Source organism: Acinetobacter sp. 789_lipA, assembly GCF_058242845.1.
On the sequence record NZ_JBZAYS010000001.1, the window covers coordinates 1392939 to 1415412 of the forward strand.

General features: G+C 42.3%; 19 protein-coding genes and 2 pseudogenes. 15 read left to right on the forward strand and 6 right to left on the reverse strand.

The window, feature by feature from the left end; all coding sequences use genetic code 11:
* Positions 1-47 precede the first annotated feature (47 nt).
* Entirely contained in the window at positions 48-923 is an 876-nt protein-coding gene (locus AC4CUZ_RS06680) for a metal-dependent hydrolase (protein WP_490747407.1), read from the reverse strand.
* A 135-nt stretch (positions 924-1058) separates the two neighbouring features.
* Between AC4CUZ_RS06680 and AC4CUZ_RS06685 the strand changes: the two genes are divergently transcribed.
* Positions 1059-2081, forward strand: coding sequence for an AraC family transcriptional regulator (locus AC4CUZ_RS06685; RefSeq protein ID WP_234304516.1), 1023 nt, complete (start codon positions 1059-1061; stop codon positions 2079-2081).
* Positions 2082-2133: 52 nt separating this feature from the next.
* On the opposite strand, the gene AC4CUZ_RS06690 is transcribed toward AC4CUZ_RS06685, so the two are convergent.
* Complete coding sequence (locus tag AC4CUZ_RS06690; protein ID WP_234304517.1) at positions 2134-3465, reverse strand: Na+/H+ antiporter NhaC family protein; 1332 nt, start codon at positions 3463-3465, stop codon at positions 2134-2136.
* A 372-nt stretch (positions 3466-3837) separates the two neighbouring features.
* On the opposite strand from AC4CUZ_RS06690, the gene trpA reads away from it, so the two are divergent.
* The 4 genes from trpA to AC4CUZ_RS06710 are packed head-to-tail and all read left to right on the forward strand — an operon-like array spanning position 3838 to position 7818.
* Positions 3838-4641, forward strand: coding sequence for a tryptophan synthase subunit alpha (gene trpA, locus AC4CUZ_RS06695; protein WP_004983629.1), 804 nt, complete (start codon positions 3838-3840; stop codon positions 4639-4641).
* Entirely contained in the window at positions 4638-5534 is an 897-nt protein-coding gene (gene accD / locus AC4CUZ_RS06700) for an acetyl-CoA carboxylase, carboxyltransferase subunit beta (protein ID WP_004697788.1), read from the forward strand. Before trpA ends, accD begins: the two co-directional genes overlap by 4 nt.
* The gene (gene folC, locus AC4CUZ_RS06705; protein WP_183173860.1) at positions 5531-6814 is read left to right on the forward strand and encodes a bifunctional tetrahydrofolate synthase/dihydrofolate synthase; all 1284 of its coding nucleotides are present in this window, start codon (positions 5531-5533) and stop codon (positions 6812-6814) included. The genes accD and folC overlap by 4 nt, the downstream gene beginning before the upstream one ends.
* A complete protein-coding gene (locus AC4CUZ_RS06710) occupies positions 6805-7818 on the forward strand; it encodes an SPOR domain-containing protein (RefSeq protein WP_410551838.1) in 1014 nt (337 codons plus the stop codon). The genes folC and AC4CUZ_RS06710 overlap by 10 nt, the downstream gene beginning before the upstream one ends.
* Positions 7819-7844: 26 nt before the next feature.
* On the opposite strand, the gene AC4CUZ_RS06715 is transcribed toward AC4CUZ_RS06710, so the two are convergent.
* On the reverse strand, positions 7845-8420 hold the full coding sequence (locus AC4CUZ_RS06715) for a dual specificity protein phosphatase family protein (protein WP_004697794.1): 576 nt from the start codon (positions 8418-8420) through the stop codon (positions 7845-7847).
* Entirely contained in the window at positions 8417-9241 is an 825-nt protein-coding gene (locus tag AC4CUZ_RS06720) for an MBL fold metallo-hydrolase (RefSeq protein WP_490738240.1), read from the reverse strand. The genes AC4CUZ_RS06715 and AC4CUZ_RS06720 overlap by 4 nt, the downstream gene beginning before the upstream one ends.
* A gap of 190 nt (positions 9242-9431) precedes the next feature.
* On the opposite strand from AC4CUZ_RS06720, the pseudogene AC4CUZ_RS06725 reads away from it, so the two are divergent.
* From AC4CUZ_RS06725 to AC4CUZ_RS06735, 3 genes and pseudogenes are all read left to right on the forward strand, one after another.
* A pseudogene (locus AC4CUZ_RS06725) lies at positions 9432-10418 on the forward strand (IS4 family transposase); the annotation flags it as partial.
* A gap of 56 nt (positions 10419-10474) precedes the next feature.
* Entirely contained in the window at positions 10475-11503 is a 1029-nt protein-coding gene (locus tag AC4CUZ_RS06730) for an IS701 family transposase (protein WP_490747408.1), read from the forward strand.
* A 15-nt stretch (positions 11504-11518) separates the two neighbouring features.
* Positions 11519-11842, forward strand: a pseudogene (locus AC4CUZ_RS06735) (IS4 family transposase); the annotation flags it as partial.
* A gap of 217 nt (positions 11843-12059) precedes the next feature.
* Here AC4CUZ_RS06735 and AC4CUZ_RS06740 read toward each other — a convergent pair.
* The gene (locus AC4CUZ_RS06740; protein ID WP_178928712.1) at positions 12060-12701 is read right to left on the reverse strand and encodes a peroxiredoxin; all 642 of its coding nucleotides are present in this window, start codon (positions 12699-12701) and stop codon (positions 12060-12062) included.
* A gap of 431 nt (positions 12702-13132) precedes the next feature.
* On the opposite strand from AC4CUZ_RS06740, the gene AC4CUZ_RS06745 reads away from it, so the two are divergent.
* The 4 genes from AC4CUZ_RS06745 to AC4CUZ_RS06760 all read left to right on the forward strand — a co-directional run bounded on the left by AC4CUZ_RS06745 (position 13133) and on the right by AC4CUZ_RS06760 (position 18223).
* Positions 13133-13483 carry a hypothetical protein gene (locus AC4CUZ_RS06745; RefSeq protein WP_490747409.1) on the forward strand — a complete coding sequence of 117 codons (351 nt, stop codon included), beginning with the start codon at positions 13133-13135 and terminating at the stop codon, positions 13481-13483.
* 215 nt (positions 13484-13698) lie between these two features.
* Positions 13699-16422 carry a preprotein translocase subunit SecA gene (secA, locus tag AC4CUZ_RS06750; protein ID WP_114837870.1) on the forward strand — a complete coding sequence of 908 codons (2724 nt, stop codon included), beginning with the start codon at positions 13699-13701 and terminating at the stop codon, positions 16420-16422.
* A 192-nt stretch (positions 16423-16614) separates the two neighbouring features.
* Positions 16615-16962 (forward strand): hypothetical protein, encoded by a 348-nt coding sequence (locus AC4CUZ_RS06755; protein WP_114837871.1) that lies wholly within the window; start codon positions 16615-16617, stop codon positions 16960-16962.
* A 196-nt stretch (positions 16963-17158) separates the two neighbouring features.
* Positions 17159-18223, forward strand: coding sequence for a transposase (locus AC4CUZ_RS06760; RefSeq protein ID WP_490747410.1), 1065 nt, complete (start codon positions 17159-17161; stop codon positions 18221-18223).
* Positions 18224-18353: 130 nt separating this feature from the next.
* Here AC4CUZ_RS06760 and tnpA read toward each other — a convergent pair whose 3' ends face one another.
* Positions 18354-18767 carry an IS200/IS605 family transposase gene (gene tnpA / locus AC4CUZ_RS06765; protein ID WP_287166577.1) on the reverse strand — a complete coding sequence of 138 codons (414 nt, stop codon included), beginning with the start codon at positions 18765-18767 and terminating at the stop codon, positions 18354-18356.
* A 20-nt stretch (positions 18768-18787) separates the two neighbouring features.
* Between tnpA and AC4CUZ_RS06770 the strand changes: the two genes are divergently transcribed.
* The 3 genes from AC4CUZ_RS06770 (at position 18788) to nadA (ending at position 22409) form a co-directional block, all read left to right on the forward strand.
* Positions 18788-19846: an RNA-guided endonuclease InsQ/TnpB family protein gene (locus AC4CUZ_RS06770; RefSeq protein WP_058951462.1), complete on the forward strand. Its 1059-nt coding sequence runs from the start codon at positions 18788-18790 to the stop codon at positions 19844-19846.
* Between the two features lie 129 nt (positions 19847-19975).
* The gene (gene argJ, locus AC4CUZ_RS06775) at positions 19976-21196 is read left to right on the forward strand and encodes a bifunctional glutamate N-acetyltransferase/amino-acid acetyltransferase ArgJ (RefSeq protein WP_490747411.1); all 1221 of its coding nucleotides are present in this window, start codon (positions 19976-19978) and stop codon (positions 21194-21196) included.
* 145 nt (positions 21197-21341) lie between these two features.
* On the forward strand, positions 21342-22409 hold the full coding sequence (nadA, locus tag AC4CUZ_RS06780; protein WP_114837920.1) for a quinolinate synthase NadA: 1068 nt from the start codon (positions 21342-21344) through the stop codon (positions 22407-22409).
* The last annotated feature ends 65 nt before the right edge of the window (positions 22410-22474 follow it).

Consider the following 22474-nt stretch of genomic DNA (forward strand, 5'->3'; position numbering starts at 1 on the left):
ATGATACCTAAACTCATCCAAAGTGTATATTTGTTGCGCTTACTGAATTATTTCCCAGCTTGCCAAAAAGCTTCACCCGCTAAAATCGGATCATGACTTTCTGCTAGGGTGTCGATCCAAACTTTATACTGAGCAATCACAGGATGTTGATTGGGATGAAAGTCTTTCTTAAACCAATCGAGATATTGACCACGCATCCGAGACAGTATCCCTTTTTCCCCAAAGAACCATGGCAGCCCTTTACGCATCATTTGCAAGCGCTGAATACGGTTAAAGCCATCATGTTTGAGCATGACATCTGCACGATAGGTGGTGAAACCAAACATCATCACCGTGGTAAAGGCCAATGCAAATAGACGCGTCGCTTCAGGCACATGTCCGACTTGTTTCATCACATCAAACGCGACATCGCGGTGTTCCATTTCTTCAATTGCATGCCATGCAAATAAAGCACGTACATAGGGGTGGGCCTCAGCCAACGTGGCTTTATGGCTATAAAAAGTTTCGGCCATCAGTGCGGTTAAATGTTCTGCCGCAGCCGTCATGGCAATGTTGTATTGCGGCGAGCGTTTGCTTAATTCGAACTTGAAGATTTTATTTAAACGCTGAATAAACTGATCGACAGGCATGCCTTGTTCTCGCATGACCTGATTCATTTTGTCATGGGCAATGCCATGCTGTGCTTCCTGCTTAATAAAATCGCTTACACGAGCCGCTAAGCTTGGGTCTGTAATTTGGTCCCTAAACAAACGCACGCTTTGAATAAAATAGCGTTCTCCATCGGGGAAAGTGAGGCTGAGTGCATCGAACATGCGCGTCCGAAATGGGTCACCGCCAAACCAAAAACGGGGCACTTCATCGAGCTTAAAATTAAGTTGGGTTCGCACAATCGGTTCAATAGGGGCTGTAATAATGGCATTCATTTTGTTTTACTTCATTTGCCTTGGATGATTGCAGTATGTCGGAGAAAATGCAGTTTGTTTTGACAGATATTGCCATTTTTTATACATTTTACGCCAATGTGAAAATATCGCATGTCAAATAGCGGGTAGGCCGTCATGCAAGAATTACAAATCCCCAATGGTTATTTTCAGCTCTGGAATATGTATCTTATAGAGCAAGGAATCGATTTTCATCAACTCGGTTTTTTAGCGCAATATCAGTATGAATTGGAGCATGTATTACAACTGTCAATCGATACCCAATCACCATTTTCTTTCTTTCAAACGATTTTGCAACTGACGCGAGAACAGTTGGATTGTCCTCAGTTGATTATGGAGATGGCAAAATTTATTCAACCTGAGCATTTTGGTGTTTTAGGTTATATGGCCACACGCAGTAATAGCATGGCTGAAGCACTGAGTTATGTGATGCGCTTTAGTCGTTTGGTGATTGATGGGGCAGAAGTTAGTCCCATGCAGATGCAGCAATGGGGCAATGAAATTTGGCTGACTTGGCCTTTTCTCAATGAGAAATATGCTTCACTGAATGAAATGACCATGGCATCCATTGTGCATTTGGCCAAGAAAATTTTCCCCGATCAATTACAATTCTTAAAAATCCAAATGGCGCATCCAGCCCAGATGGCACAGTATCATTATCAAAAATTTTATGGCTGTGAAGTGAGCTTTAATCAAGCCTGCTATGCCTATGTGATGAGTGCGGACAGTTTGACTTTAAAATCGGGCTTTGCTGATCCTTCTTTAACGCAGCTTTTACTGAAACAAGCAGAGGTAGCAATTGCCCTCAAGCCTCGTTATGAGAGCGTATTGCAACAGATTCATAGCGCCGTGGCTGATTATCTTAAGGCACATGCGGAAGCTCCTAAAATTGAACAGATTGCCAATGAATTACACCTGTCAACGCGGACCTTACAACGCCAGTTGCAAGACTGGGATAGTTCATTTAAGCAAGTACTTGAGTCAGAGCGCATGAAACGATGTGAATATCTCTTACAACAAGGTTTGAGTTTAACTGAAATTGCTTTACAACTCGGCTATTCGGGACAGTCAGCTTTAGCGCGTGCTTATAAACAGCACAGTGGACAGACCTTATTACAGTTGAAACGACAACTGAAATAACAGCTGGCATAAAAAAAGCGCCTTTGGAGAGGCACTGAAATGTATGAAATGATCAGACTGATTTCAGTCGTGGAAAACGGAATACAATCGCAAGGATGGCAAAGATTGCTAGTATCCAACAGTAGTAAATGCTGCCGATGAGTTCAACTGGTGAAAGCTTTGCAATTGAGCAGGCCAATAGAAGTTGTGCACCATAGGGAATAAGCCCTTGTACAACACATGAAAAGATGTCGAGCAAAGCGGCTGCACGTTTTGGGTCTACGCCATATTCTTTAGCGACTTCACGCGCCATATCGCCCGATAAAATAATCGCTACAGTGTTGTTGGCCACAAAAATGTTGGAGAAAACCACCAAAAAGCTTAATCCGATTTCACCTGCGCGCTCACGACCAACTTTAAATAAACGGGTGAGGCTGTAAATGCGTTGAATAAGCCAGTCGAGTCCACCTTCTTTTTGCATAATGGTCGAAAGACCGCCCAAGAACATCGACAGTAAAGCGACTTCAAACATACCGACAAAACCATCATAGATGGCTGTGTTGAGTTGAATGACCGTAAATTCTGGCTGTGTAATCAGTCCCATCACCCCAGAGAGCACTACACCGACTGTAAGTACCGCAAGCACGTGTAAACGACTGAATGCGAGGAAAAACACCACCACATAGGGCAATACTAGCCAAGGGTTAAAGTCTTTGGATTGAATGGTTTCGGTTTGATGGATGCTAAAGACATAAATCGCGATTGTGATTAAAGCCGCAGGTACTGCAATCCAGACATTGACGCGAAACTTGTCTCGAAGTTGAACTTTTTGACTGGTGGTGGCTGCAATGGTGGTATCCGAAATCATTGAAAGATTGTCACCAAACATCGCACCGCCCACGACCGCACCTATGGCATAGACAGCAGCAATATCGGTGGCTTGAGAGAAACCAAAGGCAATCGGTGCACAGGCCGCAATGGTGCCCATTGAGGTACCCATTGCTGTTGCAATGAACGCTGAAATAATGAATAGCATCGGTAACACAAAGGCTGGTGGAATCGCAGACAAGCCCATTTGCACTGTGGCATCGACACTACCAATGGCGCTGGTGGTACTGGCAAATGCACCTGCCAGCATGAACACCATAAACATTAAGATGAGGTTCGGGTGACTTGCACCGCGCAGAAAGGTTTCGATGCCTTGATTTAGCTCACCGCGGTAAATCAACACCGCCAAAATAATGGCAGGAATGGCCGCAACAGGCGCTTTCATTTGATAGAACGCAAACTCGGTTCCAATCACAGAATGGTAAATACCACTGCCTAAGAAAATGGCTAAAAAAACAATAAGCGGTAACAGCGCAAGCGCACGTGCTTGCACTAAACCTGAGTTATCGGTGGTCATAGGAGATAGGGAAATGAAAGAATGTGCGTAGTATAATGCAGGTTTTGCTATTTCATAAAACTTTAAATGTAAAAGCTAAGCCGTCTATTTTTATCATTTTTTTTCAAATAAAAATAAGTTTATCTAAAACTTAGACATTTTGGTATTTCCTAAAATTAGGCATCTTTGATCATTGAGAAAAAAACCGAAATATCAGTAAATGGTGCTTTACGGTTGTTCTGAAAATATTTGACGAAAAATGAATTGGAACGCGAACGCGATGTGCTCTATTCAATGAGTAAAAAATAGCGTTACAATGCAGCGTCTTGTATTTTTACAAAGCCAACTCCTCAGTAGTTTTAATTTTAAACAAGTTAAGGAAAGCACAACCCTATGTCACGTTTAGCCACTCGTTTTGGACAGCTTAAATCTCAACAGCGTAAAGCTTTGGTTTCTTATGTTATGGCTGGTGACCCTCATCCACAGGTAACAGTTCCTTTGTTACATCAGATGGTTGAGGCGGGTGTAGATGTGATTGAACTCGGTCTTCCATTTTCAGACCCTATGGCAGATGGTCCTGTGATTGCCCTTGCTGCAGAACGCGCATTGGCAGGTGGTACCAATACCTTAGATGCTTTGAATATGGTCAAAGAGTTCCGTCAAAAGGATCAAGAGACCCCAGTCGTATTGATGGGTTATCTGAATCCTGTTGAAGTCATTGGTTATGAAAAGTTTGTATCGACTGCGCATGCATGTGGTGTCGATGGCATTCTACTGGTGGACTTACCACCAGAAGAAGCAGCAGAGCTTGATGTTGTATTGAAGCAATTTGATATGGATCAAATCTTTTTACTAGCGCCAACCTCAACGGACGAACGCATTAAACATGTGGTGAAACAAGCGAGTGGTTTCATCTATTACGTGTCTTTAAAAGGGGTCACAGGTGCAGCAACTTTAGACGTTGCTGAAGCTGCAAACCGAATTGCAAAAATTAAAGCAGAAACAGATATTCCTGTCGGTGTTGGTTTTGGGATCAGTGATGCGACATCTGCCAAAGCAATGGGCGGAGTGGCTGATGCTGTGATTGTTGGTAGTGCTTTTGTTAAGCAATTTGCAAGCTTAGCACCAGAACAAGCCGTGGTTGAAACGGTTAATAAAGTCAAGGAGCTTCGAGCAGCGCTCGATGAGTTAGTATGAGTCAAGATGTTAAATCAGGGAAAATCCTAAGCCCATCGACGCCATGGACTGAACGTGGTGTACCCGGTATTCAAGTACCTGATGAGCAAACCTCACTCAAGGCGACGTTTACAGAACCAACGATTGAATGCCCTGAGTGCCATGCACTTGTTACACGTACTGCAATGTCATTTAACGCGTATGTTTGCCCTCAGTGTGATGAACATTTGCGTATGAAAGCCCGTGATCGTTTGAATTGGTTCTTTGACCAAGTGCAAACAGAATTGGGACAAGAATTTAAAGCCAAAGATCCGTTGAAATTTGTCGACTCAAAGCCATATCCAGCGCGTATGAGTGAAGCACAGACCAAAACAGGTGAAACTGAAGCCTTGGTGGTGATGCAAGGTTTACTTAAAGGTATTCCTTTGGTTGCCTGTGCCTTTGAATTTGACTTCATGGGTGGTTCAATGGGTACGGTTGTTGGTGACCGTTTTGTGCAAGCGGCTGAAAAAGCCATTGCGGACAAACAACCTCTGATTTGCTTTGCTGCTTCAGGCGGTGCACGTATGCAAGAAGGCATGTTGTCTTTGATGCAAATGGCGCGTACTTCAGCGGCCATCCAAAAAATGAAAGACGCGGGTCTGCCATATTTGGTGGTGTTGACGCATCCAGTTTACGGCGGTGTAACGGCATCTTTAGCAATGCTCGGTGATGTACATATTGCAGAGCCGAAAGCGATGATTGGTTTTGCAGGTAAACGCGTGATCGAACAAACGGTACGTGAAAAGCTAGAAGAGCCGTTCCAGCGTGCGGAATACTTGCTTGATCATGGTGTAATCGATCAAATTGTTCACCGTCACGCATTACGTGATACAGTTTATCGTATTGTCGCGAAACTGATGAATTTGTCTTGAACACAGCACCACTTGCAACAGACTCTTTAGAAACATGGCTCGATTATTGGGGCCATGTTCACGTTACGGGGATTGATTTAGGATTGGAACGGGTCATTCCTGTAGCTGAAAAGCTCGGTGTGACACGTCCCGATGCCAAAGTTTTAACTGTAGCGGGAACCAATGGAAAAGGTTCGACCACCACTACATTGGCTGCCATTTTAAATGCGCAAGGCTATAAGGTGGGATTGTATCAGTCACCACATATTTACCGTTTTAATGAACGGGTCAAATTGCGTGGTGTAGAGGTCGATGACCAAAGCTTGGTCGATGCTTTTGTACAAGTGGATCAAGCGCGCCGTGATTGTGATTTAAGCCTCTCGTTCTTTGAGGCGACCACACTCGCGGCTTTTGTCATTTTTAAAGACCAAGCATGTGATGTTTGGGTCCTTGAAGTCGGTCTGGGCGGTCGCTTAGATGTGGTCAACGTGATTGAACCCGATGTTGCGGTGATCACCAATATTGGTTTAGACCATACTGACTGGCTGGGCGATACCATTGAAAAGATTGCCTTTGAAAAGGCAGGCATTATCCGTCCCAATATTCCTGTGGTGTTTGGCGGCTTACAACAAATCCCTCAAGCGATTATCGATAAAGCGGATGCTTGTGCTGCAAAACTTTATGCAGTGAATCGTGACTATTTTTATCAACGCAGTGAGCATGGTCAGTCATGGATGTTTGCATCCAGCGGCACCACTTTAAATTTACCTCTCGGCACATTGGCGGTTGAGAATATTTCAACAGCTGTTGCTGCTGTTTTATTGAGTGGTTTAACTGTCACTCAAGCGGCTATTTCTGAAGGAATTCAAAATGCAAAATTGCAAGGTCGTTTTGAAATTCGCCAAATACAGAACAAAACGGTAATTTTTGATGCAGGGCATAACCCGCATGGTGTTGCTTTTTTATTAAATCAATTGCGAAATTTCCTAAAATACAATAAACAGTACACTGAAGTAGTCAGTGTTTTCTCGATGTTGGCAGATAAAGATGTGAAATCTGTCACAGAGTTATTGAAAGATTCCATACAAATGTGGAAAATTGCGGCATTAACTGTCCCGCGTGCAGCTCCAATTGAACAATTGGATCAAGCGCTGCAAGGGCAACATGTGCAGCACTTTGACAGTGTGAAATTGGCTTTTAAATCAGCGCTCGACGAAACAAAGAATAATCAGCTGATTTTGGTATGTGGTTCATTTCATACCTTAGAAGCGGTATGGGAGTATTTGGAAGAATGTCAATGAATAGCAAACAACGTTGGATGGGTGGCGTTGTTTTATTAGGTGGTGGTGTCCTTTTGGCGGCATTACTGCTTAAAGGCAAAGAAGAAATACATCAAAATAATATTAAAACACCAGAGCTAGTCACACAAAATGTGCAACGTAATGCCGAAGGTGAGTTGGTTCAACTTCAGCCGTTAACGGTTGATGTTGAAACAGAAAAGCGTTTACTGGAACAACAACGTGTAGCACGTGAAAAATCGGTTGCTGAACAAGAAGCTCGTGCGGCCGAATTTTTAGCAATGCAACAGCAAGCCGAAGCAGATGCTGCACGTAAAGCAGCAGAAGAATATGCCGCGTTGAATGCGCACCGTAATGCTGCACAGCAAAGCTCGGACAACATTCCACCAGAATTGGTTGAAGATGAAAAAGCCAAGCAACAGCGAATTGCTGCGGACAAAGCGGCTGAAGTAAAGAAGTTGGAACAGCAAAAGCTGCAAGCGCGTACTGAAGCTGAAAAAGCAGCGGCTGCAAAAAAACTGGCTGAGCAAAAAGCCTTAGCAGAAAAGCAAGCACTTGAAGATAAAGCTAAGCGAGAAGCAGAGGCTAAACGTAAAGCAGAAGACGAGCGTAAGGCTGAAGCGAAAAAAGAAGCTGAACGTAAAGCAGATGCTGATAAAAAAGCGGAAGACAAACGTAAGGCAGATGAAAAGCGTAAAGCTGATGAAGCCAAGAAAAAGGCGGAAGCTGAGAAAGCGCGTGATTTACTTGAACATGGCGATAAGCAGTGGATGGTACAGGTGGCATTGGCTGCCAATGAAGCCAATGCGGATGCACTGGCGGCTAAGCTTCGTGCCAAGGGCTATAAGGTCACTAAAAGTCCAACCTCTAAAGGCGTACGGATTATGGTGGGGCCATCTAAAGACCGTGATACTGCCGATGCAGCCCGCAAGAAGATTACTTCAGATGCGAGCCTCGGCATGAAGTCCGCATGGGTGATTGACTGGGTGCCACTCGATAAACGCTAAAATTGGGTTCAACCCAGTTGCCTTCACTAAGATGGATTCAACAGTTGCTGTTGAATCCATTTTATATTTTCAGGGCTGAATAATGGCTCAATATTTTGCCAAATTGGATGAAAACCATAACCCCCATGTTTCATCTCAGCCAAGGCATCAGTGGTAGACCAGTTTTGAAAAATAATGCGGTACATGGCCACACTGGCGCCTGTACGGTCTGAACCATGGTAGCAATGCAGTAAAACTTTTTGCTGGTTTTGCTCTGCAAGTTGGATTTGCTGCATCACCTTTAACAAGTCTTCTCGGTCAATCGCCCATGTATGAATGGGGATATGTACCAGTTCAAACCCTTGGTTGGATAGTTTTTTCAGGTCTTGATTGCGTGAGCGTAAATTAATAATTACATCAATTTTCTGTGCTTTTAAACTCTGAACTAAATTTTGATCGGGTTGCTCACTACGAAAAATGGTTTTACTGATTTGATAGAAATTATGCTCAGGCTGCATCGACTGTCCCCAGTGTTGTGGACGCTCTGTCTCTGGCAGCCCAGGTGTAGTCATACAGCCAGAAACACTGATACACAGAGAAAGCATAACAAGATATTTGGTCATAGGATCAGGCTCTGATGGTGTGAAAGTTCAACAGGGTCATGTGCGCAAAAGATTTCGATACTTGGTTCAGACTGTGCCAAGTGTTGAATTTTATGCAAGTTACTTAAACGCTGTGCATTATCTTCGGCAAAAAATACTTCCAAGGCATTTAAGCTGCGAAGTCTGTTTTGGGGGGTAAGTTCTAGGTGGGAGTAGTAAGCATCCCCGCAGAAGAGTTTCCAACCTTGTTGGGTTTTAATGGCAATGCCACAGTGGCCTTCAGTATGCCCAAACAGTGGAATCAAAAGAATCTCATTATGAAATAAGTCAAACCCTTGCACTTGAGTCAAATTAAACCATGCGTCACCGTGAATCGGCTCAATAAAGTGCCAATGGCGATGCTGCTGAAATTGTTGTGTTTTATAACGGGCTTTATTTTTAAATGACTTCAGGTTTTGTGCAGCATTATATTCGTTAGACAGGATATGTACTGTTGCATTGGGAAAGTCGGAAATACCCCCCGCATGGTCAAAATCCAGATGTGAAACCAAAATGTGTTTGACATCCTTTGGGCTAAAGCCAAGTTTTTGGATTTGTGCAATGGCTGTTAATTCTAAGTTTTGTTCAATTTTTCCAATTCGAGCCACCAACTGCCCCAAACGCTGTTTGGTGTGTAGATAGTCCTGTATGCCTAAGCCCGTATCAATCAGCACCAGCCCTTGATCTGTTTCAACCAAAAGACAATGACACACGACATTAGCTTGAAAACCTTTTTGACCAAAGAGAGGGGCACACACTGGACACATGGTGCCGCAATGTAAATGGTGAATGTTATAAATCATAAAGTCGTTTTTATCGTATTGTTTGGACTGTTATAGCGGAAGATGTGAGTTTTAACAGTTTGATTTTGTTAAAGAGTCATGTGTATCTGCTTTAAGCGGAAAAAAGCCTGTCGATTGACTAATGCCAGTCAGTTAAGCAAAAAAAGTTAAAATGCTGTAAAAAGAGCGTATGTAAATACGCTCTTTTTTTATGAATTTATCTCAGAATCTAGATTTAACATTAAAACAAACCTTACCTTCACTTTCACAATTCAGTGAATTGATTGATTTAAACTGGATTGAAGATTGCTTAGACCAAACAGGTAAAGCATCAATTCGAAAAAGAAAACTGCCTGCTGAACATGTTGTTTGGCTGGTAATCGGACTTGCTCTATTTCGAAATCAACCGATTTGGTATGTGGTTCAACAATTGCAACTTGTTTTCGGTACGGCAGAATACTGTGTACCGAGTGCATCCGTACAAGCAAGACAACGCTTAGGCTTAGAACCCATGAGTGCTTTATTTTCGACATTAAGTCAGGCATGGTTTAAAGACTCACAACAACAATATAGCAACTTTCACGGTCTATGCGTTTGTGCTGTAGATGGTGTGGTTTGGTCTATGCCTCATACAGAAGAAAACTTTAAGCACTTTGGTTCATCCAAAGGCAAAACAGCAGCTGCACCTTACCCACAAGTTAGAGCGACTTGCCTGGTGAATACCAATACCCATGAAATGATTGATGCCCAAATGGGCAGTATGGATCAAGGTGAATTAACCTTAGCCAGTCAATTAAAAGCACCAGTTCGCAGTATTACCCTATTTGATCGTGCTTACTTCTCTGCTGATTTTTTAGTGAGCTGGCAATCTCAGGCAGAAGAGAGTCATTGGTTGATGCGAGCAAAGGACAACCTGCGTTATGAAGTGATTCATCATAATGCGGCCCATGACTTTCAGATCAAAATGCCTGTTTCAGCAAGAGCAAAAAAGATAAATCCGTCATTGGGTGACTATTGGGAAGCACGTTTAATTGAAGTTGAATATGCAGGAAAAATAAGACGTTACATTACATCATTAACAGATTCTAAAGTTTATCCATTCAAAGACCTTGCAATGCTTTATATCCAGCGTTGGGAAATAGAAATGTGTTATCGGGAAATTAAAAGTGATTTACAGGATGCAAGGATTTTAAGAAGCTAGGACTTACGCATTGACGGATTCAAAAAAGTATTAAAATACTTTATAAAGTATCTGTGATCAGACGAATTAAACATGCTTCTACAGCAACTTGTACTCTACCCATTTATATGGGCTTTCTCATGACAGAACCGAACTCTATTAGCTGCACACAACTTGCCGAGACTTATAATATCTCGCATGATAGTGTAAATCGCTTTCTAGAGCGTGAAGACTACACACCTCACGACCTATATCAGGAAGCAATTCAACATATTGATAATAATAAACTTATAGTCAGTATTGATGATACTGTTTTAGATAAACCGTATAGTCAGCATATGGACTTAGTTAGCTATTTTTGGTCAGGCAAACACCACCGATCCGTCAAGGGTATTAATCTCATTACCTTGTATGCGACAGATCAAAATGGTCAAAATATTCCAATTAATTTCCGAATTTATGACAAATCTGAAAGTAAAACCAAGAATGATTACTTTATGGATATGTTAAGTGAAGTACTCAGTTGGGGTGCAAAGATTCAATTTATTACAGGTGATAGTTGGTATTCATCGACTGCAAATCTAAAAACCATAAGAAAACATGGTATTCGATTTATGTTTGGTATCGACTGTAACCGTAAGGTTTCCCCAGAAAAAGGACAATGGTTTCAACTGCGTTTATTGCCGAATTTCCATCAGGGTCAAGTGGTCTGGCTCAAAGATTTTGGCTTTGTACAATTATTTAAGACTCAGTTAAAAGAACAGCAGAGGTTTTATATTGTGCATCAAGATGAAGATGATTTATTGTCCTTTGAGGGTTTTCATGAATTACATTCAAGTCATTGGAAAATAGAACAATATCACCGAGTGATTAAACAGGTTTGTCATATTGAAAAGTTTCAAGTAAGACGATCTAAACTGATTTTGAATCATATTTTTTCAGCCTTGATGGCCTACGTCGAGATACAAAAGAACCAGTTTGAGCGGATCTTTGAAAATGTATATCGTTGGCAGAAGAAATTATTTAGACCAATCATCAAAGACTTCATTGATGACTTTATTCTCGATAAAAATCATCTGCTACCACAGAGAATCTATAAATAATACTGCGTAAGTCCTAGAAGCAAACAGCCTGATTTGGTCTATCAAGAATTGTGGGGGGTATTTATTGCATATAATATCTTAAGAAGACAGATGAGGTTTATCGCTGAACATGCAAAGGTGAGTCCTTTAAGGATCAGTTTCCATGTTGCATCTATGAGTATTATCAATATCTTAAGGCACACACCTTTAGAATCAGCAGGAAACCTACCCAAACATTTAGCGCAATTATTTGAACAATCTAAAATATTTGTATTACCTGAAAAAAGGCAAAGGCAATGTCCGCGAGTAGTGAAAATTAAAGCACAAAAATATCCAAGAAAATGCCAGTCAATTTCTTAACTGACTGGCATTACTGTCGATTGACAGGCTTTCAAAAGTTCAAACTCGGCTCGTCATTGGAGTTTGAAACGATCATACAAGGTGTCTTTGACATATTTTTATGGGTTAGTTTCCTCTTTTGGATTGTTTGGAGTTCAGTGCCCCATTTTTTTATTTTCAATCGGTCCGCTCGGTCAAAACTTCGGGCTTCACTTGTCTGTTGCAACAGCAGAATATTTTATCCTTGCTCAGGCTGTGGAGTCAGGCGTAAATACGGGGTAACTGCTTTATAGCCTTTCGGAAAGCGCTGTGCGATTTCAGCTTCATCTTTGAGTGATGGCACAATCACTACATCTTCACCTTGTTGCCAGTTCGCAGGAGTTGCAACTTTGTGATGATCGGTCAGCTGTAGTGAGTCAATTACGCGTAAGATTTCATGAAAATTACGACCTGTTGATGCAGGATAAGTGATAATCAAACGGACTTTTTTGTTTGGGTCGATAATCACTAAAGAGCGAACCGTTAATGTTTCACTGGCATTGGGATGGATAAAACCATATAACTCAGACACTTTACGGTCTTGGTCGGCAATGATCGGGAAGTTCACCGTGGTGTTTTGGGTTGCATTGATGTCTTTGATCCAACCCTGATGCGATTCGACATCATCGACTGAGAGGGCAATGGCTTTTACTCCACGTTTTTCAAATTCATCTTTGAGTTTTGCGGTAAAGCCAAGCTCGGTGGTACATACTGGCGTGTAGTCAGCAGGATGTGAAAACAGTACCCCCCAGCTATCGCCTAAAAATTGATAAAAATCGATTTCTCCTTCGCTCGAAGCCTGTTGAAAGTTGGGTGCGATGTCGCCTAAACGTAAACTCATGTTGAACCTCAAATTATCTTTATGTCTATGGAATGAACATCACTATGGCGCAATTTCTTTTGCATGAAAAATAGTGTTTTATTATTTGTTTATACAAAATATTCATAATTGGTCGGATAGGTGTTCTGTATTTGGGTATGCCAAAGATGACCTCATTGTTGCTCTAGAGACCGCTTATTTGCGTATTTGGTAACAGTGTTTAGACGAGATTATTTCTGCTGCTGTGAAGTGTATCGCTCTATAGAATTGATCGCGCATAGGATCGGTTTATAATTGGCTATAATTCTTTTCATGATTGATTTATAGTTGTTTTTTAAAGCAATTCCACAAAGTATAAAAAACTTGAGTATTCGAACAATGAAAAAATAGGGGTAGCCCTGACTTTAGTATTATGGGGACTAGAAGTAACCCATGCGCAGAATGGTGGGCAATTGAAACAAGCCCAAGTGAGTACTGCTCGTCAAACGCCACAACAAATTACAGATCAATATCTAGCGTCTCAAAAAAGCCTCAAACAGCGTAAAGCCACCCTTTCACAGGCTCTCGAGCGAGAGTTAGCTCAAGGTCAGAATACGAATGCGAGTAATGTCTATAATATTACCTGCGTACAGCTTGTTCCGATTCTTACCGCAATGCGAGTCAATGATGAACAACTCTTGGGTTTCCTGCAGCGTATGAATCCAAATCAGTCCAATAACGGGGTGAAAGCCTCGCTGCGGCAAAATCAAGCGCTTGAAAGTAAAACCTTGAATAACTGCAAACAATTAAAGTCGCTACTTTAAAAAAGACCGTTGAATCCTGATGAGGTCGGATGAAATCTCTATGTCGGCTGTTTAAAATTTGTTACATTAGTTTGCCTTAGATTCGACGGGCTAGAAACAATGAATAGATTTTTTAAATGGTTTTGTGTAAAGCCCTTGTACTTCAAATTTCTAGCACCATAATAACGACTAAGAAAACATATTCATTTGACAAGCAAGATTTAGAGAGTCTATTCATGTTGGCAAGTCTGATCGGAGGAATCTTCGGTACCAAAAATGAGCGCGAACTCAAACGCATGCGTAAAATCGTAGACAAGATTAATGCGCTCGAGCCGACGATATCCGCTCTTGGCGATGCAGACTTATCTGCAAAAACTGAAGAATTTAAACAACGATATAACAAGGGCGAAAGCCTCGATAAATTACTCCCGGAAGCATTTGCCGTCTGCCGTGAAGCAGCTAAGCGTGTCATGGGCATGCGTCATTATGATGTACAGTTGATTGGTGGTATTACCTTACACGAAGGTAAAATTGCAGAGATGCGTACAGGTGAAGGTAAAACCCTAATGGGTACCTTGGCGTGTTATTTAAACGCGATTAGTGCTCAAGGTGTTCACGTCATTACCGTGAATGACTATTTGGCACAGCGTGATGCTGAATTAAACCGTCCGCTCTTTGAATTTTTGGGTTTAAGCATCGGGATTATCTATTCCATGCAAGATCCAACAGAGAAAGCTGAAGCCTATCGTGCCGATATTACCTACGGTACCAACAACGAATTTGGCTTTGACTATCTACGTGACAACATGGTGTTCTCGCTTGCTGAGAAAAAACAACGTGGTTTGATCTATGCCATCATAGATGAAGTCGATTCGATCTTAATTGATGAAGCACGTACGCCGTTGATTATTTCAGGTCAAAGTGATGACTCTTCACAGTTGTATGCTGCAATCAATAGCATTCCACCCAAACTGCATGCGCAGAAAGAAGAAAAAGTCGCGGATGGCGGGCATTTCTGGATTGATGAAAAACAACGTTCTGTTGAAATGACAGAAATTGGTTTTGAAACGGTTGAAAATGAACTGATTGAGATGGGCTTGTTGGCTGAAGGTGAAAGTCTATATTCATCGACCAACCTGAACTTGGTTCACCATGTGACTGCTGCCATTCGTGCGCATTACTTATATCAACGCAATGTGCACTACATCATCAATGATGGTGAAGTGATCATTGTCGATGAAAACACAGGACGTACCATGCCAGGTCGTCGCTGGTCAGAAGGTTTACACCAAGCAGTTGAAGCAAAAGAAGGCTTAGAAATCCAGCCTGAAAACCAAACGCTTGCAACCACAACCTTCCAAAACTATTTCCGTCTATACAAAAAGCTTTCGGGTATGACCGGTACTGCCGATACTGAAGCTGCGGAAATGAAAGAAATTTATGGTCTAGACGTGGTGATCATTCCGACGCATCGTCCAATGATTCGTCTCGACCAAAACGATTTAATCTATTTAAATCGTAATGGTAAATACAACGCGATTATTCAAGAAATTCAACGCGTGCATGAGTCTGGTGTAGCCCCAATTTTGATTGGTACTGCAACGATTGAAGCGTCTGAGATTCTTTCTGATAAATTGCGTGATGCAGGCATTCAGCATGAAGTGTTGAACGCAAAACAACACGAACGTGAAGCGGATATTATTGCGCAAGCGGGTGCACCGCGAGCAGTAACCATTGCAACCAACATGGCAGGTCGTGGTACAGACATTCTGCTCGGTGGTAACTGGAAAGCTTTACTGGCAAAAATTGAAAACCCAACTGCTGAAGACGAAGCGCGCTTAAAAGCCGAATGGGAACAAAACCATGAAATGGTATTGAGTTCGGGTGGCTTACACATCATTGGTTCTGAGCGTCATGAATCACGTCGTATTGATAACCAGCTTCGTGGTCGTGCAGGTCGTCAGGGTGACCCAGGTGTGTCACGTTTCTACTTGTCACTTGAAGATGACTTAATGCGTATCTTTGCGGGTGATCGTGTTGTGGGCATGATGCGTGCGATGGGCTTACAAGAAGACGAAGCCATTGAGCATAAAATGGTGTCACGTTCGATTGAAAATGCGCAGCGTAAAGTTGAAGCACGTAACTTCGATATTCGTAAGAACTTATTGAAATACGATGACGTCAACAACGAACAGCGTAAAATTATTTACTCTCAACGTGATGAGGTTTTGGCCGAAAGCACATTGCAAGATTATATCGAAGAGATGCAACGTGATGTGATGCAAGGCGTGATTTCTAACTATATTCCACCTGAGTCAATTCATGATCAATGGGATATTGACGGGCTTGAAAAAGCGTTACGTGAAGACCTCGCGATTGATTTGCCAATCAATCAATGGTTGGAAGATGACCGTCGTTTAGATGAAGAATCTTTGGTTGAACGTATTACTGATGAAGTGGTACAGCGCTACCGTAGCCGCCGTGAGCAAATGGGCGATGAAACAGCAGTTATGCTGGAGCGTCACTTCATGTTGAACTCGCTGGATCGTCACTGGAAAGATCACTTGGCAGCGATGGATTATTTACGTCAAGGCATTCACTTACGTGGTTATGCACAGAAAAATCCTGAGCAAGAATACAAAAAAGAAGCGTATAACTTATTTGTAAATATGTTGGCGATTATCAAATCGGATGTTGTAACTGACTTATCTCGCGTACATGTACCAACGGCTGAAGAGCTGGCTGAAATGGAAGCTCAAAAGCAAGCTCAAGCTGAAGCGATGCAATTGAACTTGTCGCATGCCGACTTTGATGGTTTGTTGACCGATGATCAAAGCCAATTCGCAGAAGTAGATGCACAGTACGAGCCAGTCGAAGAGTTTGCGGCACCTGCGAGTCGTAACGCGCCTTGCCCATGTGGTTCAGGTCTAAAATATAAACAGTGCCACGGTAAAATCTAAACTGTGAACGAGTGAAAAAGCAGAACTTCGGTTCTGCTTTTTATTGATATGACTAAAAAATTGAGGTTAAGATCAGTCCAAATACGATTCTGATTACAGTTAAAGCGTTGCATAATGTGAATAGCATTTGCAGTGTTAGGCATTAAATGCTATTTAGTTGCTCATCATCTAAACCTCTAAAGTGGAAAGACAATGAAAAAAGTATTAAAACCAATCATGATTGCAGCTTTAGCGCTTCCAACTTTTGCATTTGCAGATACCACTACCGCAGCTAAAGTTCAACAAGCACGCGGTGCAACCACAGCACCTGCGGCACAAGCCAATGGTAATATTACGGTACAAAGTCCGCGTACAGGTATTCGCTATACCTTTGCCAATCCAAATCAACGCCCAGTGGTTCTGCAAACGGCTGCTATTGCTCCTGTAAATGCAGCAACGGTGAACCGTATTGTGGCTTCAAACCCAGCGCTTTCTCCTGTAAGTCAAGAAAATGCTAAACAAGCGCTTTTGTCTAGCTCAGCACAGCTTGCTTCAAATTAATCAAATGCTGCTGCATAAAACCAATCTTCGGATTGGTTTTTTTATCCATTGGAGCGTAAAACCTCGGGGTTTAGCCCATAGGTATCTACACAATTTCCGAGCTTTGCGTTAAATTGAAGAGCATGCTCTTCAATTTAACATCTCTGGTCTGGATCAGCGTCTTGTCAAACGTTATAACAGCCTTGTAAAACTCAATATGAATCCTCTTGCTTCACTTGCTCCCGCAATCAAAGACCTGGCCTCTACCCAAAAGTCGAGTTTCTCAACTACACAGGCTGTTTGGCGATTCCTGAATAATAATAAAATCTCTTTTAGTCAATTAAACCAGCCGATTAAGCTTCTTGCATGCGAACAGATCAAGACATCACCGCATCAGTATGCATTAATCGTTCATGACTGGTCTCAACTGCAGTATGTGAAGCACAGTCATAAGGTTCGGCGTCTTCAAAGAACAGAGGCGAATTCAGGCTATGAATTGCAAAGCAGTTTACTTGTCGATGCGTCATCAGGGCTCCCAATTGCGCCATTAGCTCAGACGCTAACAGATGCATCCGGCTGTTATTCCACATTCAGTGAACAATACAGCGAGCGCAAGTCCCATTTGGACTCACTCGCAGAACAAATCAAAACGATTGAACAGTATCCGATTGAGAAAACAAAAGTCCATATCATTGACCGTGAAGGAGACTCGATTGCCCACTTGAGGGAAATCAGCAGCCATGGTTTCAAATGGTTGATTCGGGCCAAAGAAAGCCATCGGATTGAGCATCAAGGGGAAACCTACAAAGTTGCAGAAGTCGCAGAAAAAGTAGTAACTCAGCAAGTTAAGCCGATTGCTTATAAAGGAAACAGGCATATGCTGCATGTTGGAGAAACCGATATTCGGATAACGCGTGCAGCAAAACCGAAGAGAAAAGATGATTTAGGCCAACGGGTTGCTCCCCAGCCAGGCAAGGCAGTTACAGCCAGATTAATTGTTGCTGTGGTGAAAGATGCTCAAGGTAAAACAGTCGCGAGATGGTCGCTGATCAGCAATGTTTCTTCAGAGATTGATGCGGTAGAATTAACCACCTGGTATTACTGGCGCTGGACAATTGAGTGCTATTTCAAGCTTCTGAAGCAGGCAGGCCATGACGTTGAATCATGGCTTCAGACCACACCTGCAGCGATTTTAAGACGGCTCCTCTTTCAGGCCGACAGCAGAAGAGAGGTAAGTTGGAAAGTGCACCTGCAATATTGGCAGGACTTTCGATTTTACTGAACACTCTTCAACTGCTCTCAGAATATTCAATAGATGAACTGAATGAAATCGCAACAATTGCATTAGGTACATCAAGATGTGTAGATACCTATGGGTTTAGCCCGAGGATATAAGCGAGTGGCGTAAGCCATTAATGCGGTGTTTGCTGTTGTTGAATATATTGTTTAACAATTCCAATTGGCGCACCGCCACATGAAGCAGCGAAGTAACTAGGCGACCACAAAGCACTGCCCCATAGCTTGTTTTTAATTTCAGGGTGTTTGGTTCTTACAATGCGACTTGAAGCACCCTTTAAACTATTCACTAAGCTAGAAATTGCTATTTTAGGTGGATAATTCACAAGCAAATGAACATGATCGTGTTCACCATCAAACTCTACCAACTCGGCTTCAAAGTCTAAACAAACACGCTCAAACACTTCACGCATTGTTTCAAGCATTGCTTTGGTAAAAACATCTCTACGGTATTTAGCCACAAAGACTAAATGTACATGCATATTAAAAACACAGTGGCGACCTGTTCTAATCTCTTGACTATTGCTCATAGACCAAATATATTTTAATCATGAAAACACTTAAATTACGCATAAAAGACAAACATTACAAGGTACTAGACCAACTCGCATTGGAAGTAAATTTTGTTTGGAATTATGTGAATGATTTAGGATTTAAACATCTAAAAAGAAAAGGTGAATTTCTTTCAGCTTACGATATTGCTAAATACACGAAAGGCACATCTAAAGAATGCAATCTGCATAGTCAAACTGTTCAAGCGATAACAGAAGAATTGGTTACTCGAAGAAAGCAGTTTAAAAAAGCAAAGCTAAAATGGCGGGTGAGTAATAAGAAGTCTGCAAGACGTTCTTTGGGTTGGATACCCTTCAAAAAGGTTGCAATCAAATATGCTGATGGCTACGTGCAGTATGGCAAGCATCAATTCAAGCTATGGGATAGCTATGGACTATCAAAATACAACGTCAAAACAGGCTCATTTGTAGAAGACAGTCGTGGACGTTGGTATGTTTGTTTAGTTGTTGATAAGACAAAACAAGTTAAATCAAAGGGTAATACCTCAATCGGTATAGATTTGGGCTTAAAAGACCTTGCAACCTGTTCAGATGGCGTAAAGCTCAAAGCCCCTCAAATCTATCGGCAATACGAACAAAAACTTGGCATTGCTCAACGTGCTAGAAATAAAAAGCGTGTTAAAGCGATTCATGCCAAGATTAGAAACATACGTCAAAATACGCTACATCAATTCAGTCATAAATTGGTGAATAAACATGCAGCCATCTTCGTTGGTAATGTGAATGCAAAGGCATTAGCACGGACTAAACTAGCGAAGTCTGTATTAGATGCAAGTTGGACAACACTTAGAACCATGCTCAAGTATAAATGCGAGAACGCAAGTGTATGGTATAAAGAAGTCAATGAAGCCTATACCACCCAAACTTGTTCGAGCTGTGGCTCACGCTGTAGTAGTCCGAAAGGTAGAACGGGACTTGGAATAAGAGAATGGCAGTGTATGGAATGCGGTACATTCCATGATAGGGATATAAATTCCGCACTGAATATTCTTGCGCTCGGACATGAGCGTCTAGCAGTAGGAATCCCCGTCCTTTAGGTCGCGGAGGATGTCAAGTCAAAAATGAGTGTGCATTGAAAAGTTAAAGCAAACAAAGTCTTCTGCTCGATTTTTTCTGAAAATTCTAATAAGCTGTGTTTTTTCTAACAAATGAATTGGACGTTTAAAATGCCAGTAGGTGACGTATCAATGCCACAAATACACGTGGTGAAAGGGGTAAGAATCGGAACGGCTGAAGCTTATGTGCGCTATCAGAACCGACGTGATCTTGTCATTTTCGAATTTGCTGAAGGAACGAATGTTGCGGGTGTTTTCACTCAAAATGCGTTCTGTGCAGCGCCCGTGCATGTGTCTAAAGCGCACTTACAAGTGGCGAATCCGCGCTACCTCATTATTAACACTGGCAATGCCAATGCAGGTACAGGCAAGACAGGCATGCTGAATGCTGAGCGTACTTGTGCAAAATTGGCTGAGCTTGCCGGTGTGCAAGCAACGGAAGTGTTACCGTTTTCAACAGGGGTGATTGGTGAACAATTGCCGTTGGAGCGTTTGTTAAATGGTTTACAGCCTGCATTAAATAGTTTGCGTGCTGATGCTTGGGGTGCTGCTGCTACTGGGATTATGACCACAGACACCACACCAAAAGGTGCATCTGAGCAATTCGAATTGGATGGCATCACGTATACCATGACGGGTATTTCTAAGGGTGCAGGCATGATTCGTCCCAATATGGCAACGATGTTGGGCTATGTAGCAACCGATGCACCTATCAGCCACGAGTTGGTTCAGCAACTGTTGAGCGAAACGGTCAATGTTTCTTTCAACCGAATTACCATTGATGGTGATACTTCAACCAATGACTCCTGTATCTTTGCAGCTACGGGTCAAGCGGGTGGTGTTGAAATTAGCTCAACCCAAGATCCACGCTATACCGTAGTGCTAGATGTACTCACGCGTATGATGAAACGTCTTGCACAACTGATTGTACGTGATGGTGAAGGTGCAACTAAGTTTATTACGGTTGCTGTTGAAGGTGGGTATGACACGCAAGAATGCTGTGATATTGCTTATAGTATTGCACATTCACCTTTGGTTAAAACTGCGATTTTTGCGTCAGATCCGAACTGGGGACGTATCTTGGCTGCGATTGGTTATGCTGGGGTTAAGAATTTAGATGTTGAAAAAATTCAAGTTTGGTTAGATGATGTGCAAATCTGTAAGGATGGTGGTGCGGCTGCCGATTACACGGAAGCGGAAGGTGCTCGTGTAATGTCACAAGCTGAAATGACCATTCGTGTAGATCTAGGACGCGGGGCAGCGAAAGACACAGTGTATACCTGTGACTTATCTTATGACTATGTGAAGATTAATGCGGATTATCGCTCTTAATCTTAACGAGTTTAAAAAAAGCCTCCTTTGGAGGCTTTTTTAGCATAAGAACTTTTGAATGATTGGTCAAAAGCCGAGAAGCCATTTGACCAATAAATTAAGTGCGGGACTTGCTTGCCGACAAGCATGAAGGGATGAATGAATGATGAACAATGCGACCAATTTAATTGCCAATGACGCAAAATCAATTGTACAGGCGCATTTGGACCGTTTGGGTGAAACCAAAGACTCCAAGCTCAGTGAAGAAGTGAAGCAAGAAAAATTTGCTTTAATTTTAGCCGAGTTGAAAAAGCGTGATGCAGTATTGGTAGCGCACTACTATTGCGATCCTGAAGTGCAGGAATTGGCCGAGTTAAGTGGTGGTTGTGTTTCTGATTCATTGGAAATGGCCCGTTTTGGTCGTGATCATCCAGCATCGACCTTGGTGGTGGCGGGCGTTAAATTTATGGGGGAAACCTCAAAAATTTTATCACCGAATAAAACCATTCTGATGCCCACTTTAGAGGCTACATGTTCTTTAGATTTGGGTTGCCCTGTTGAAGAATTTAGTCAGTTTTGTGATGCCCATCCAGACCATACAGTAGTGGTCTATGCCAACACTTCAGCAGCCGTTAAAGCCCGTGCCGATTGGGTGGTGACCTCAAGCTGTGCAGTCGAAATTATTGAGCATTTAGACAGTTTGGGTGAAAAAATTATTTGGGCACCTGATCAGCATTTAGGCCGTTATATCCAAAAGAAAACAGGCGCTGACATGTTGCTTTGGGATGGTGCATGTATTGTGCATGAAGAATTCCGTGCACGTGGCATCGCGCAAATGAAGGCGCTGTATCCTGATGCTGCGGTACTGGTACATCCTGAGTCGCCTGAGTCAGTGGTGGATGTTGCTGATGCTGTTGGAAGTACTTCACAGCTGATTAAAGCTGCACAAGCCTTACCCAATGAGCGACTGATTGTGGCAACCGATCGGGGTATTTTCTACAAAATGCAACAAGCGGTGCCCAACAAAATTTTGGTTGAAGCACCAACAGCCGGAGAGGGTGCAACCTGTCGTTCTTGTGCACACTGCCCGTGGATGGCAATGAATGAGCTGGATGGTATTTTAGAGGTATTACAGCGTGGCGATCAGGAAATATTCGTAGATCCTGCACTTGCTGAGCGTGCGAAATTACCTTTAGATCGCATGTTGGATTTTAGTGCATCGCTAAAACGTTAAAATTTGTATAAAAAATGCCTGAAACGCTTGATTAATATACATTTGACGTGATTTTTTTATTTTTT